The sequence below is a fragment of the Pedobacter sp. genome, assembly GCF_040513095.1.
Taxonomy (GTDB): Bacteria; Bacteroidota; Bacteroidia; order Sphingobacteriales; family Sphingobacteriaceae; genus Pedobacter.
Window position 1 is genome coordinate 1 of the sequence record NZ_JBEVDX010000128.1, and the last position, 13,248, is coordinate 13,248.

A 13,248-nucleotide genomic window follows, 5' to 3' on the forward strand; every position below is an offset into this window, starting at 1 on the left:
CGAGGTCTTAAGCGAGTTTAACGGCTAAACTAGTGATTTTTCCTGCAAATGCAGCTGGTTTCATTTACCCTGATCCATTCCATGGCAGCAGCTCCCTTTTTAGGGTAAAAGATAAAGGCGACGTGACTAATGACCAGCCATCCACTCAAATCCATGACTATCTGCACCGTAAGGAACGATATAGCTGGAGTGCCAATTACCGGTCCTAGTTAATTTTAAAGATTGACAAATGTCAATGCAAGAACTTGCAAATGAAAATGGTTCTGCCTTCCGGTTCAGCACCTAAAAGGAGAAATCATACCTCAGGGCTGCCTCGTTTGCCAGAAAACCTGCAGCTAAAAGAGATGACAAATCCATACAGTGATTATGGTAAGACCGAAATCAAAGAGTATCTGAGAAGCATTAAAGCTAAAATTGCAGTAGTTGTTTTATCTAACGTGTTTGAAATCAATGACAAAATTGACGAACTGGCCTACAGCTTAGTGGCATCAACAGATAAAAAGTAGAGCCGCATTAATAGTTAATTCGATGACTGGTACTGCTTCGGGGTTATACCATGAACCTGCTTAAAAGATTGGATAAAACTTGAAAGGTTTTCGTAACCCAACTCAAAGTAAATCTCACTGGCTTTATATTCTCCTTGTTTAAGCAGGTATGCGGCTTTCTCCATTCTCTGCTTTAATAACCATTTATTGGGCGACGTACCGTATATCTTTGCAAATCTTCTCTTAAAGGTAGATAAACTGACGTTACATAAAAATGCAAGTTCTTCAACTGTAATCGGGTGGTCCAGATTTGCTGTTACTGCCTGGCGAATTATATCGTCATCACCAGCACTATTACCAAATGTACATAGTTTCTGAAGTTGTCCAGGATGCTTGTCGCATAAGTAATGAAGCAATTCTTCCAGTTTGATGTTTTGGATGGCTGGCGACAATGAGTTGCCAGCAGCAATAATATGGCTGAGTGATTCGATATAATTCAGTAAAAAAGCGTCTTTTTCAAAAACCAGGAAAGCATCTTCACTTGCAGAAGGCGACGAAAGTACCCTGGGATTTTTAATAAAGAAATCTGCGAGAACTTTATTTTTAAAAAAAATGAGGATGCTTCGGTAGTGGCCAGCCTCAGAGGCAGTCTTTTCGCTCATTAGATAGTTACCTGCAGAGAGCAATAAAAATTGATGGGGATTGATTCGGGCATACTTGCCGGAATACTGTACTGCTTTCTCACCCTCCAGCAAAAAACTAAAAAGATTCTGACCTAATTTAATTCTGTTGTTAGCGCTGGCAACCTCAGAATTATAATTAATTATGGATACCTCAGGGGCATCTATGCCTGAAGGTTGAAAGTTAAGATCTTTAGGTAGATAGAATTCTTTAGTTCGATTCATTGTTTTTTAAAGATAAACATTTAGCAATTTTCAGGCAACAGAGAAGCATGTTTAATTATTCCAACATGCTGTTGTATAACCGGGTTTTACTTCTTGCCGTAAACTATTAATGAAGCTTTAGAGAGTGTCAAAAAGTGCATGTTGAATCCTACAAAAGCAGGACCTGCATTCTTGTCCAGCTCCAGTTTTTTGCTCAAAGCATAAACCGTGATCAGATAGCCATGTGCCGGACCGACAGGAGGGGCAGCACCAACGAAACCGGGCGCACCCATATCTGTATTACTTTGTATAGCACCTTCGGGTATCAGGTTTTTTGTTGCGTCTCCTGCACCAGATTTTAGCTCATGAACATTCGCAGGAATGTTAAATACCACCCAGTGCCAGAAACCGCTTCCAGATGGCGCATCCATATCATAAATGGTAACAGCAAAGCTTTCTGTTCCTTTGGGTGCATTCTCCCAGGAGAGTTGAGGCGACTTGTTTTCACCAGTAAATCCCATCGCATTTGCATACTGCTTGTTGGTTAGCTGACCACCAAGTTCATTACTCTTCAAGGTAAATGTTTGTGCTACTGCTGTAGTGCTTATTATTGCTGCCACTGCTAAGGTTGTAAAAAATCTTTTCATATGTCTTAATTTATTTCAAAGTTAGCGCTTGCTGCAAGGCCCAATGATAGGGGAACGTTCAAAAAGTGTTGTTACACGTTCAATCTTTTGATACTCTCAGCATCAATAAATACCAGCAAGCGATAACAGTTACTCCTGAAGCCTGATGTTGACCTAATTTGCCTAAATTATTTTAATAGCATATCTTAGTATCAAATGGAAAATCTGCAAGAATTCAAAGACTCTTTAACAAACGAAATTCCTCCACAAGGTTTATCGGTACAACTGAAAGCCCTCTGGTATGATGGAAAAGGCGATTGGGCAGAAGCACATCATCAGGTGGATCACTTAGACGATCAGCCATCCGCTCATATCCATGCTTATCTGCACCGTAAGGAAGGAGATATCTGGAATGCCGATTACTGGTATAAAAGAGCAAAACAAAGCAGACCGGATATTGCTTTGGCTATGGAATGGGAACAACTCGTTCAGCAATTCTTAAACAGATAAACATCCTTAACCAAAAAACACCTAAAAATATGCGAGCAATAGGATTTAAACAATCACTGGACATTACGGAGCAGGATAGCTTTGTCTCATTTGAAACTGCTGTCCCTGAGGCTTCCGGAAGGGATATTTTAGTTAAGATCAAGGCAATCAGTGTCAATCCAGTGGATTATAAAATCCGTCAGAAAAGTGCCAAAGATGTGACCCTGGATGAGCCTAAAGTAATAGGGTGGGATGCTGCCGGAACGGTAGAAGCAGTAGGGGAGGAAGTCACAAGTCTCAAAGTCGGTGATGAAGTTTACTACTCGGGTGACCTTAAAAGAAGCGGATGCAACAGTGAATATCAGTTGGTAGATGAAAGAATAGTAGGTAAAAAACCATCATCATTATCTTATGAAGCGGCAGCAGCTATGCCTCTGACAACCATAACTGCATGGGAAATGCTATTTGAAAGATTCGGGATAAGGGATAAAGACAAAGGCAAATCGATACTGATTGTCGGCGGAGCTGGTGGCGTAGGTTCCATTGCTACCCAAATTGCAAAACAGGTAGGAGGGCTTACTGTAATCAGCACAGCATCACGCGATGAAACTGTAGAGTGGTGCAAATTACAAGGCGCAGATTACGTAGTTAATCACAAGGACCTGATCAATGAAGTACATAAAGCTGGCTTTGAACAAGTCGATTTTATCTTCGATTGTGCTGATCTCAACTTTTATTGGGATGCATTTGCAGAACTGATCAAACCTCAGGGAAAAATCGGTTCAATCAGTGACGCCAAGGAACCAGTAAATCTGATTCAATTGAAACCAAAGAGCGTAAGCATCCACTGGGAATTTATGTTTACGCGATCTTCCTACCAGACAGAAGATATGATCTCACAATCTCATATCTTAAACATTGCGGCTGATTTATTTGATGAGAGTAGATTAAAAAGCACAATCTACAATACGCTGCAGGGATTGAGTGTTGAAAATATAAAGGACGCACACCGGTTATTGGAAAGCGGGAAAGCTATTGGGAAGACCGTCATAAGTTACTAGCTGCTGAGATAAATGAGATCTTAAGGCGTGCCCTCATCATTCTAGTTTAGTTGTTGCAGAGGTGTTCCTTATAAAGATTATACCATCGAAATCCAGGCCTGGTTTCACTTTCAGTGGTTTTGGTTCTCTCCAGTCAGAATAGAAATTAATAATCAGCTGGCTACTACCGTTTATCATACTGTTTTTATGAAATGGTAGATAAAATGATGGATATCTTGCCTGATCGAGTATTGTCGATAAAGTGTGTTCTTTTGCCTGAAATGGGTGCGGTTCGAATTTATCATCGTTCAGGACGCTTACTGTTCCTTTAAAACCATCAAAGCCAATTGTATAAAAATCATTCCGAAAATGCTGATTCAAAAATGAACCCATTGACATTGAGTTAGATGTAGTATCTTTCATAATGTGAACATTATGTGTCCAGATGATAGTCTTCGCTTTTTTAAGTTCATAGCTTTTAATGAGATTTTGCGCCATGAACTTGTCTCGGGTTATTGGGTTAGACCAGTAGTTCTGATCATCCAATCCCAGTAAAATTACTTTGTCTTTACTGTTCGTAATATTGAATTGTCTGATTAGCTGGAAAAGGTTATAAATATCTTCCGTATTGTATAAGCCCATAGGCGCCATAAGGCTTTTTAAGTTTCCTTCTCCAGTTTGTAAAAATGCATTAATTGCTGCCATTATAGGTTCCTGAGTCTCAAATGACAGCAATCGGAAATCACACTTTTCAATAAGATATTTGATGATGCGTGTTTTCTGTATAAAAAGTTCTCTGGTTCCGTGAGAAAACTCCCCCAGACCAATGACCTTTTTGCCTTCTACTTCACTCTTCAGGAAAGCCAGATCAGTATCAGATGAACTGAGATCAGAATTTAGTGCGTATGCATCTTTGTTAATCACGCTCAGTGATTGACCGAAGGCCGCGCACGTCAAAAGAACACTAAAAATCAGGGACGATATGATTTTCATCCGATAGGCAGTCAAATATGCTTTTTTCATAAAGTTTAACTCGTTGTTTTATAATTGATGTTATAAATAGCCGAATTCCATATTGTTGATTTCAGAAATAAGAGATGAACGCTATCACAGCCCCAGCTGCGCCTTCAGTTCTGTCGCTGCTGCTCTTCCAGCTCTGTTGGCACCTATGGTGGAAGCGGAAGGACCATAACCAACAAGATGAATCCGGGGGTCTTTCATCACTTGTGTGGCTAATCTTCCTCCCATCAATATACCGCCCTTGTCGTCGTGCAGCATTAAAGGTGCCAGATGATCCAAACTACTGCGGAAGCCGGTGCACCATAAAATCACATCGGCAGTAATTTGACGCCCATCCGCCCAGCGAACTCCATCTGAAGTAATCTCGCTGAACATCGGCTGACGGGTTAACACTCCCCGCGCTTTCATTTGCTCGATTGCAGGGGTAAGAGGAAGGCCTGTAACTGATACAATTGATCCCGGAGGAAGTCCCTGTCTGACGCGGTCCTCCACCTTCTGCACCGCGGCCCGCCCAAATTCCTCCAGCCAGGGCCCATCCCTAAAATTAGGCTCATTGCGGGTTACCCAGGTCGTGGTGGTCAGCCTGGAAATCTCATCGAGCAGCTGTATCGCGGATATGCCGCCGCCCACAATGATGACATGCTTGCCCACAAATTCATTGGCACTATGATAATCCCTGGTATGCAGCTGAATGCCTTCAAAACTATCTGATCCGGGATAGGTGGGAATATAAGGAGCTTCCCAGCTGCCAGTTGCGTTAATGATTCCTCTCGCTGAGAACAGTCCGTGATCGGTCTCAATGCGGAACCTGTCACCGCGGTCGCACACAAGATTGGTTTTAACCGGCCGGTAGACATGGAAATCAAATTTTTTTTCGTACTCGCTGTAATAATGCGGAACAGCAGTGCTTGCTTTGACTTCTGAATCCGGAACTTCAATGGTGCTGGAGAAGGAGAGGCCAGGTAAATCGTGTATACCATTTACTGTGCTCAGCGTAAGCGAAGGCCACCTGTATTGCCAGGCACCACCCGGATGGGGCGACTGGTCTAAAATCACAAATCCACGGCCTTCCGCAAGTCCTTGCTGCTTTAGATAATAAGCAGAGGAAAGTCCGGCTTGGCCTGCTCCAATTACAATGATATCAGTTTTAAATATCAACTCTGCTGCGGTGTTCTCTGATTCAGGCATGATGATCCTTTCTACGAACAGTAAAAATAGTAATTATCAGGCAAACACTATTAAATTGCCGGATTATGCACCAATTGTGAATGCTGAGGAGAGCAGAATTGCCTTGCAGATGAACTATTTTGCAGGAAGCCGGAGACATGGTGCTTCTGTTTTTTTTGTGTTTTATCGGACAGATTGAGTAAATTGCGGGTACTACTAAATCTCAACAATGTCCAATTTTGAAGCGCTTTTTGAATACATTCAGGAAATATCAGGCAAACTGCTTTCAGAGAGTGACAAGCAACTTTTGATGTTACACTTCAAACCAAGGAAACTTCGGAAACGACAATTCTTTTTACAGGAAGGAGACGTATGCAAGTACATTGGGTTCATCGTCAAAGGATCCGCAAGGACCTTCACGGTAGATGAAAAAGGCCATGAAAATACACTGAAATTAGCGATGGAAAATTGGTGGCTCGCAGATTTTGAAAGCTTTTACCTTTTAACGCCAACTCGCTTCAACATTGAAGCGCTGGAAAATCTTGAAGTGCTGCAATCCACCAATGCCCAGATAGAAGAGCATCTAAAGCATATTCCTGCTTTTGCAACAATGGCTAATGTCATCAATCAGAATTACACCATTGCAAACCAGAAAAGAATGCAGGCCGCTATGAGCTATACGGCAGAAGAGCGTTACGAGGACCTGATGCGCAACTATCCGCAGTTTGTAAAACGTTTCCCCCAAAATATGATTGCTTCTTATCTGGGTTTATCCCGTGAAACTTTGAGCAGGATCAGGAAAAATTCGTTCAAATAAGCATCGTAAGCTTTTAGGTTTTCTGTTTCCACTCTTCTAAAGTTCAATCACAATCGGCTATCTGATAATTAGTTATCTTAATAACGTGACTTAAATCACTACCCTGAGTTGAGCTATACCACAAGCATTTAATGATTCAGGTCAACCGACGGTTCCTTGCCGGGCTGCATCTTTGACATGTACTTCAGAACACAAATTATCCTGAAGGATTTGAACACATTAAATATAAAATCATGAGAAAATTAGAAAACAAAGTAGCTGTCGTTACAGGAGCTTCACAAGGAATAGGTGCATCAATAGCTAAACACTTTGCAGCGGCTGGTGCGAAGGTTGTTGTGAATTACGCATCAAGTAAAGCAGCAGCAGACAGTGTGGTAAAGGAGATAACTGATAATGGAGGGCATGCGATTTCGGTACAGGCAGATGTATCTAAAGAAGCCGATGTCATCAGGCTTTTTGAAGAAACTGAGAAAGCTTTCGGCACACTGGATATTTTGGTGAACAATGCGGTACATCAGGGATATCTGCCAATTGAACAGGTATCAGTGGAAGCTTTTCATCAGCATTTCAATGTCAATGTTTTGGGTCCTATCCTTACTATTCAGGCATCTTTAAAGCTGTTTGGAGATAAGGGCGGCAACATCATTAATATTAGTTCCGGCGCAAGCAAATACCCACTTCCCTCAGCATCATTGTACTCAGCAACAAAAGCAGCAGTGGATGCCATAACAATTTCTTTATCAAAGGAACTGGGTGCTAAAAACGTTCGTATCAATTCAATATTGCCCGGTGCTACAGCTACAGAAGGTGCCGCTAACGCAGGGGTTACTGCTGGCAGCGATTATGAAAAAATGTTTATTGCCAATACACCACTTGGTCGCCGTGGCCAGCCTGCAGATATTGCTAAAGCTGTCGTATTTCTTGCTTCTGATGATTCAGCCTGGATTACAGGTGAGCAACTTTCAGTTTCGGGAGGGATGTATGGTTTTTAAAACTGTCAAAATGATTAAACATTTTTAGAGATGGGATGTTCCAACACCTACCTATCTATAAAAACATAATTATGAAAGCAGCAGTATTTCACAAACCGGGAGACATCAGTTATACAACCGTAGCTGATCCCAGGATCGAACTTGCAACAGACATCATTTTAAAAGTAACATCTACCGCAATCTGCGGATCAGACCTGCACATTTTGAGCGGGGCTGTCCCTCAAACCACTGATATGGTACTGGGGCACGAATTTATGGGAATCGTTGAGGAAGTTGGTGCAGAAGTTAAAAACCTGAAAAAAGGAGACCGGGTAATTGTGCCCTTTCCTATCGCCTGCGGTTCTTGTTTTTTCTGCAACCATGGAGCTTCTCCAAGCTGTGAAAATTCCAACTACAAGCACTATGGACCTAACGGCGACATGATGGACCAAAAGGGTGCAGCATTGTTTGGCTACACTGATCTTTATGGAGGATACTCGGGTGGGCAGGCGGAATATGTGCGCGTTCCTTATGCTGATGTGAGTCCAAGGATTATTCCGGACAATATCACTGATGAACAAGCTCTATTCCTGACCGATATTTTCCCTACAGGATGGTCAGGCGTGGATTGGGCGCAAATGAAAGGTGGAGAAGTTGTAGCCATATTTGGGTCAGGTCCGGTAGGGCTGATGGCCCAGAAAGCAGCCTGGATACATGGGGCAAGCAGAGTTATTGCCATTGACCCGCTGGATTACCGACTGGAAAAAGCAAAGGCAGTGAATAATGTAGATACGCTAAACCCACATAAAGTTGATGTTGTTGAAGCAATTCGCGAGATGACTGCTGGCAGAGGAGCAGATGTTTGTATTGATGCAGTTGGTTTTGAGCCTGAGCGTAACCTTATGGACAAGTTAAAGGCGACTATCAATTTCGAAAAGGGGAGCATAAAAGTGCTTGAACTTTGTTTCGAAGCGGTGCGTCGTAGTGGGACTGTTTCAATTTTAGGTGTTTACGGAAGTCCTTATGATAATTTCCCTTTGTACAGGATTTTTGATAAGGGGCTGACCATCAAACAGGGTCAGGCACCGGTTTTAAACTATATTGATAAGCTGATCGAGCTGGTAAAAGACGAAAAAGTAGTGCTCGATGATATCATTACACACACTTTACCACTTAGTGAAGTTGCACACGGCTATAAAATCTTCGACGAAAAGAAAGACGATTGCGTAAAAGTTGTTTTAAAACCTTAACCGAATTATCAACTTTAAGTTCAATACTATGGAAAACACAAATAAATACGCCTTAATCACTGGTGCAACCAGTGGGATAGGTTATGAACTGGCTAAACTTTTTGCCCAGGACGGTTACAATCTGGTAATCGTTGCCCGCGATCAGGCTGAGCTTGATTCGAAATCAGCAGAGCTAGAAAAGAGCGGGATACGGGTTATCACTATTGCTAAAGATCTTTTTGACCCTGAAGAGGCTTTTGGCTTATTTGCCGACTTGCAGTCGCAGGATATCCGCATTGATGTACTGGTTAACAATGCCGGTCAGGGTGTATACGGAGAGTTCGAAGATACAGATATAGACCGCGAACTGGACATTATTCATCTTAACATTTCTTCTCTTGTGGTGCTGACCAAGCTTTTCCTAAAGGAGATGACCGCAAGAAATTCGGGGAAGATTCTCAATACGGCTTCTATCGCCAGTAAAACCCCAGGTCCATGGCAGGCAGTGTATCATGGAACAAAAGCATTTGTGCTTTCATTTACTGAGGCCATCCGAGAAGAGCTGCGCGATACAAATATCACAGTCACCGCACTGATGCCGGGAGCAACTGATACAGATTTCTTCGCTAAAGCGGATATGTTAGACAGTAAAGCAGTGCAGGATAAAGATTCACTGTCTGATCCTGCAGATGTGGCAAAGGATGGTTATGATGCCCTGATGGCTGGAAAAGATAAAGTTATTTCCGGCTTCAAGAATAAAGTTCAGGTGGGTATGGGTAGTCTTACACCAGATAGTCTTGTTGCTCATCAGGTCTATGAACAGCAAAAACCAAAAGATCAATAAATAACAATAAAGCCTTTGGATTTCCAAAGGCTTTATCTTTTCCATTCTTATTTTAGTCCAACTGAAAGAACAATAGTAGCTCTCATTTGTACTCACAGCTTTTCAGCCAGCGACTCGGCGCTTAATTTTTTTTCATTTGCTAATTCAAATCTTTTAATGCAACTTTGATGCGAATTGAAAAAGAGACATAAAAATATTCTTCACAAATGTTATCAGCTAGGATCACTACTGCTGGTATTGCTCTTCCTTTCGATCTCAGTTATCCAGGCTATCCATACACATAAACGTTCTGCACAAACTGAGCAATCTGCAGTTGACGATGATATAGTTTTCGAAAAGGACCAGTGTAAGATTTGTGATTACTTTATGCATCAGCAGGGCAAGCAGGAATTTTATTCTTTTTCATATGTTTTGGTAGCTCCTCTACCAGATGTGATAAGCTATCACACCCATACTTTCATAGGGAACTATAAATTCACCCTACAGGGTTTCACCAATAAGGGACCGCCCAGAGTCGCTTCATAAATCAATTTCTTTCTGCTAATTGATTTCAAGCTGCTGCACCAATGCTTGCAGTAGCATCCTTTGCTATTTTTTCTATCAGTTAATTTCGGGTTCCCTTATTACAGGTATGTTCTCTCTGCAGAATTTACACTAAAATAAGCTTGCCCGCAAAATCTCATCCTTCATCATAAATGAAGCAATTCTTTACGCTATTGCTGCTCGTCGTTTCTGTCACAGAAATGCAGGGGCAAAACCTCATACTGTCTGGCAAAATTACAGATAAACTCCGTCAACCTGTTAAAGGTGTAGTAGTTAAATTAAGTCCAGGAACTAAAAAGGTAATCACTGATACTGCGGGATCGTTTCTGTTTAAAGGATTGTATCCAGGCAGTTATGAACTCCGCGCTGGCCTGCCATCTATCAGTGAAGTAACTGTAAAGGTGAACCTGCAGTCTACTAATATAGAGGTGCCAATAACCTTACCAAACCTTCAGCATCAACTGGAAGAAGTAAAAATAAAAGACAGGCATGTTGCGCTGAGAAGGCAGGAAGAATCACTTAATGTAGAAGTGGTAAATGCCGACTTCATCCAGCGGAACCTCGGCGGAAGCCTGATGAAAACGCTGGAACGTTTGCCGGGTATCAAAACTATAGGTATTGGTTCCGGACAATCCAAACCTCTGATCCGCGGACTGGGATTTAACCGGGTAGTAGTCGTAGATAAAGGCGTAAAACACGAAGGCCAGCAATGGGGGGCAGACCATGGGCTGGAGATTGACCAGTTTGCCGCCGGCGAAATAGAAATAATCAAAGGCGCAGCATCTTTTGTATATGGATCAGATGCCATAGGCGGAGCCATAGATATCAAACCTGCAGCTATACCGAAACCTCACACCATAGGCGGCTCTGTAGACATAATTGGTAAAACAAATAATAACCTCTATGGCAGTTCTGTAAACTTGTATGGCAGAAACCAGCATTGGTTTGCAGGTGCAAGAGCTACTTATCAGGACTATGGCGATTACCGTGTACCAACTGATCAAGTTTATGTATATGATTATGCGGTTAATCTGCATAAGAATCAACTTAGGAATACAGCAGGTAAGGAAACAGGCATACACCTGAATACAGGATTCGTCAACAATCGGTTTCGCTCAATATTTTACCTGAGTAATACCTATAGTAAAAGTGGCTTTTTTGCTAATGCCCACGGGCTCGAACCCAGGCGTGTAGACGAGGTTTTGCATGATGCATCAAGCAGAGATATCCTCATGCCCAGCCAAAGGGTAAATCATCTGAAGGTAATTAATCATACTGAGTACCAATTGGCGGGTAACCATCTTGAAATGGAACTGGGCTATCAACATAATTTCAGACAGGAATTCAGCCAGTATGTAAATCATGGATACATGCCGCCGGTTTATCCTGCAGAGCTGCAGATTCCCGCCAGCCTGGAAAGGGAGTTTGATAAGCAGGTATATAGCATTAACCTGCGGGACAACATCTCATTGGGCAGGCATGAAGTTAAACTGGGTGCCAACCTGGAGCAGCAGAATAACGCCATATATGGCTGGAGCTTTTTGGTCCCAGCCTTCAAGCAGACTGCCGCGGGTGCCTTTGTCTACGACAAATTTAAACTTAGCGAATCGGTATTACTGCATGGAGCCCTGAGGTATGATTATGGGCAGATCAATATGTTTGCCTACCAGGATTGGTTCAACTCCACCTTAACTACTGATGGGGTCACTATGGCAAAAAAGTTAACCCGGGCGGAAGACCTCAATCGTGTATTCAATAGCCTGGTATGGTCTGCCGGACTGAATTATAACCCCGAAGGTAGCTTTAGCTTAAAAGCCAATGTAGGGAAGAGTTTTAGAATGCCTATTGCAAAAGAACTTGCTGCAAATGGTGTAAATTATCATTATTTCAGTTATGAACGTGGCAATCCTGCATTAGCACCAGAGCAATCCTACCAGGCAGATGTGAGTTTAGCCTGGGCTGCTCCACGCTGGTCTGTTCAGCTCAGTCCTTTCTATAACTACTTCCCAAATTATATTTACCTAAACCCAACAGCTGCACACGATTACTTTTACGGCGCCGGGAACCAGGTATTTGAGTACGCACAAAGCCGTGTTGAGCGCTACGGCGGGGAGTTGCAATTCAAATATCAGGTACTTAACAACCTGAGTGCAGAAGTACTTGCCGAGTACCTGTATGCGAAGCAGTTGTCCGGAGACAAAAAGGGGTATACACTGCCTTTCTCGCCTCCGGCTTCAGCCTTATTCAACCTGACCTGGTCCCCTGAACTAAAAGGGCGCCTCGAGGACAGCTACTTCTCTATTGATTACCGAATTACTGCTGCGCAGGATAATATTGTACCGCCAGAAAAGAAAACCCCGGGCTATCGCGTAGTGAATCTTCAGGCGGGATCAAAGATTCGTATTCACAATCAGCCTGTTATGATCAGCCTGCAGGCGCAGAACCTGTTCAATACCAGGTATCTCAATCATACCAGCTTCTATCGGCTGATAGAATTGCCAGAGGCAGGACGCAACATCATTTTATCGCTAAAAGTGCCATTCAGCATCCAGTCACAAACTCATTCAACAACAAACAATTAATCAATGATGAAATCTCAACACACAAAACTCATGACAATGAAAAGTACGATGATCGTATGTTTTCTGACCGGCATGTGCTTTACGGCATGCAAGAAAGATTCCGGAGATAATCCTGAACCGTTACAGCCTACAATTCAAAACCTGGAAATAGGCATAAACAATAACCAGATAGGGGTAATTGGCAAAGACTTCCATTTCAATGCAGATGTGCTGGTAAGCGGAAAGATAGCAAATGTGCAAGTGAAAATTTTACCCCGTACCGGCGAAACCTATATAAAAGCATGGAGCCATGAAATTACATGGGACACCTATAATGATGCAAAGAATACCACCGTCCATAAACATTTTTATATCCCTACTGATGCTGTTGAGGGCAAATATGATTTTGTGGTTATTGTTAACGACCAGAACGGCAGCAAGCTGGAAGTAAAAAAGAGCATTACCATTTATGCCGAAGCCAATGTTCCACCTAATACTGTAATTACCCATTAACCAATTCTGTTATGAGAAAGCCAATACTATTTATTTCCCTGATCATCTTGTTAGTTACC

General features: G+C 42.4%; 14 protein-coding genes. 10 read left to right on the forward strand and 4 right to left on the reverse strand.

Translation table 11 applies throughout. The annotated features are described in order from the left end of the window. The first annotated feature begins 32 nt into the window (after positions 1 to 32). Complete coding sequence (locus tag ABWY16_RS14785; protein WP_353905418.1) at positions 33 to 209, forward strand: hypothetical protein; 177 nt, start codon at positions 33 to 35, stop codon at positions 207 to 209. Positions 210 to 251: 42 nt separating this feature from the next. Continuing rightward, positions 252 to 506 (forward strand): hypothetical protein, encoded by a 255-nt coding sequence (locus ABWY16_RS14790; protein WP_353905419.1) that lies wholly within the window; start codon positions 252 to 254, stop codon positions 504 to 506. A 14-nt stretch (positions 507 to 520) separates the two neighbouring features. Here the strand turns inward: ABWY16_RS14790 and ABWY16_RS14795 are convergent, their stop codons facing one another. Continuing rightward, positions 521 to 1,390 (reverse strand): helix-turn-helix domain-containing protein, encoded by an 870-nt coding sequence (locus ABWY16_RS14795; protein ID WP_353905420.1) that lies wholly within the window; start codon positions 1,388 to 1,390, stop codon positions 521 to 523. A gap of 86 nt (positions 1,391 to 1,476) precedes the next feature. Beyond that, the gene (locus ABWY16_RS14800; RefSeq protein ID WP_353905421.1) at positions 1,477 to 2,016 is read right to left on the reverse strand and encodes a YbhB/YbcL family Raf kinase inhibitor-like protein; all 540 of its coding nucleotides are present in this window, start codon (positions 2,014 to 2,016) and stop codon (positions 1,477 to 1,479) included. A gap of 195 nt (positions 2,017 to 2,211) precedes the next feature. On the opposite strand from ABWY16_RS14800, the gene ABWY16_RS14805 reads away from it, so the two are divergent. After that, positions 2,212 to 2,505 (forward strand): hypothetical protein, encoded by a 294-nt coding sequence (locus ABWY16_RS14805; RefSeq protein WP_353905422.1) that lies wholly within the window; start codon positions 2,212 to 2,214, stop codon positions 2,503 to 2,505. Positions 2,506 to 2,534: 29 nt separating this feature from the next. Further along, the gene (locus tag ABWY16_RS14810; RefSeq protein ID WP_353905423.1) at positions 2,535 to 3,545 is read left to right on the forward strand and encodes a zinc-binding alcohol dehydrogenase family protein; all 1,011 of its coding nucleotides are present in this window, start codon (positions 2,535 to 2,537) and stop codon (positions 3,543 to 3,545) included. A 36-nt stretch (positions 3,546 to 3,581) separates the two neighbouring features. On the opposite strand, the gene ABWY16_RS14815 is transcribed toward ABWY16_RS14810, so the two are convergent. Together ABWY16_RS14815 and ABWY16_RS14820 are read right to left on the reverse strand one after the other, a co-directional pair. Continuing rightward, positions 3,582 to 4,448, reverse strand: coding sequence for an erythromycin esterase family protein (locus ABWY16_RS14815; protein WP_353905424.1), 867 nt, complete (start codon positions 4,446 to 4,448; stop codon positions 3,582 to 3,584). 183 nt (positions 4,449 to 4,631) lie between these two features. Beyond that, complete coding sequence (locus ABWY16_RS14820) at positions 4,632 to 5,732, reverse strand: NAD(P)-binding domain-containing protein (protein WP_353905425.1); 1,101 nt, start codon at positions 5,730 to 5,732, stop codon at positions 4,632 to 4,634. 208 nt (positions 5,733 to 5,940) lie between these two features. Here ABWY16_RS14820 and ABWY16_RS14825 point away from each other — a divergent pair, with 208 nt between their 5' ends. The 6 genes from ABWY16_RS14825 to ABWY16_RS14850 all read left to right on the forward strand — a co-directional run bounded on the left by ABWY16_RS14825 (position 5,941) and on the right by ABWY16_RS14850 (position 13,189). Continuing rightward, positions 5,941 to 6,528 (forward strand): Crp/Fnr family transcriptional regulator, encoded by a 588-nt coding sequence (locus ABWY16_RS14825; protein WP_353905426.1) that lies wholly within the window; start codon positions 5,941 to 5,943, stop codon positions 6,526 to 6,528. A gap of 233 nt (positions 6,529 to 6,761) precedes the next feature. Continuing rightward, positions 6,762 to 7,520: an SDR family NAD(P)-dependent oxidoreductase gene (locus ABWY16_RS14830; protein ID WP_353905427.1), complete on the forward strand. Its 759-nt coding sequence runs from the start codon at positions 6,762 to 6,764 to the stop codon at positions 7,518 to 7,520. 71 nt (positions 7,521 to 7,591) lie between these two features. Beyond that, positions 7,592 to 8,749: a zinc-dependent alcohol dehydrogenase gene (locus tag ABWY16_RS14835; RefSeq protein WP_353905428.1), complete on the forward strand. Its 1,158-nt coding sequence runs from the start codon at positions 7,592 to 7,594 to the stop codon at positions 8,747 to 8,749. Between the two features lie 28 nt (positions 8,750 to 8,777). Then, entirely contained in the window at positions 8,778 to 9,572 is a 795-nt protein-coding gene (locus ABWY16_RS14840; protein WP_353905429.1) for an SDR family NAD(P)-dependent oxidoreductase, read from the forward strand. Positions 9,573 to 10,267: 695 nt separating this feature from the next. Beyond that, the gene (locus ABWY16_RS14845) at positions 10,268 to 12,697 is read left to right on the forward strand and encodes a TonB-dependent receptor (RefSeq protein ID WP_353905430.1); all 2,430 of its coding nucleotides are present in this window, start codon (positions 10,268 to 10,270) and stop codon (positions 12,695 to 12,697) included. A 3-nt stretch (positions 12,698 to 12,700) separates the two neighbouring features. Then, complete coding sequence (locus ABWY16_RS14850) at positions 12,701 to 13,189, forward strand: DUF4625 domain-containing protein (RefSeq protein WP_353905431.1); 489 nt, start codon at positions 12,701 to 12,703, stop codon at positions 13,187 to 13,189. Positions 13,190 to 13,248 lie beyond the last annotated feature (59 nt).

What these genes read in the sequence shown, in the direction of transcription:
- ABWY16_RS14790 (WP_353905419.1), top strand. Translation starts at nt 252, where the DNA reads ATGAAAATGGTTCTGCCTTCCGGTTCAGCACCTAAAAGGAGAAATCAT.
- ABWY16_RS14795 (WP_353905420.1), bottom strand. Translation starts at nt 1,390, where the DNA reads ATGAATCGAACTAAAGAATTCTATCTACCTAAAGATCTTAACTTTCAA.
- ABWY16_RS14800 (WP_353905421.1), bottom strand. Translation starts at nt 2,016, where the DNA reads ATGAAAAGATTTTTTACAACCTTAGCAGTGGCAGCAATAATAAGCACT.
- ABWY16_RS14805 (WP_353905422.1), top strand. Translation starts at nt 2,212, where the DNA reads ATGGAAAATCTGCAAGAATTCAAAGACTCTTTAACAAACGAAATTCCT.
- ABWY16_RS14810 (WP_353905423.1), top strand. Translation starts at nt 2,535, where the DNA reads ATGCGAGCAATAGGATTTAAACAATCACTGGACATTACGGAGCAGGAT.
- ABWY16_RS14820 (WP_353905425.1), bottom strand. Translation starts at nt 5,732, where the DNA reads ATGCCTGAATCAGAGAACACCGCAGCAGAGTTGATATTTAAAACTGAT.
- ABWY16_RS14825 (WP_353905426.1), top strand. Translation starts at nt 5,941, where the DNA reads ATGTCCAATTTTGAAGCGCTTTTTGAATACATTCAGGAAATATCAGGC.
- ABWY16_RS14830 (WP_353905427.1), top strand. Translation starts at nt 6,762, where the DNA reads ATGAGAAAATTAGAAAACAAAGTAGCTGTCGTTACAGGAGCTTCACAA.
- ABWY16_RS14835 (WP_353905428.1), top strand. Translation starts at nt 7,592, where the DNA reads ATGAAAGCAGCAGTATTTCACAAACCGGGAGACATCAGTTATACAACC.
- ABWY16_RS14840 (WP_353905429.1), top strand. Translation starts at nt 8,778, where the DNA reads ATGGAAAACACAAATAAATACGCCTTAATCACTGGTGCAACCAGTGGG.
- ABWY16_RS14845 (WP_353905430.1), top strand. Translation starts at nt 10,268, where the DNA reads ATGAAGCAATTCTTTACGCTATTGCTGCTCGTCGTTTCTGTCACAGAA.
- ABWY16_RS14850 (WP_353905431.1), top strand. Translation starts at nt 12,701, where the DNA reads ATGATGAAATCTCAACACACAAAACTCATGACAATGAAAAGTACGATG.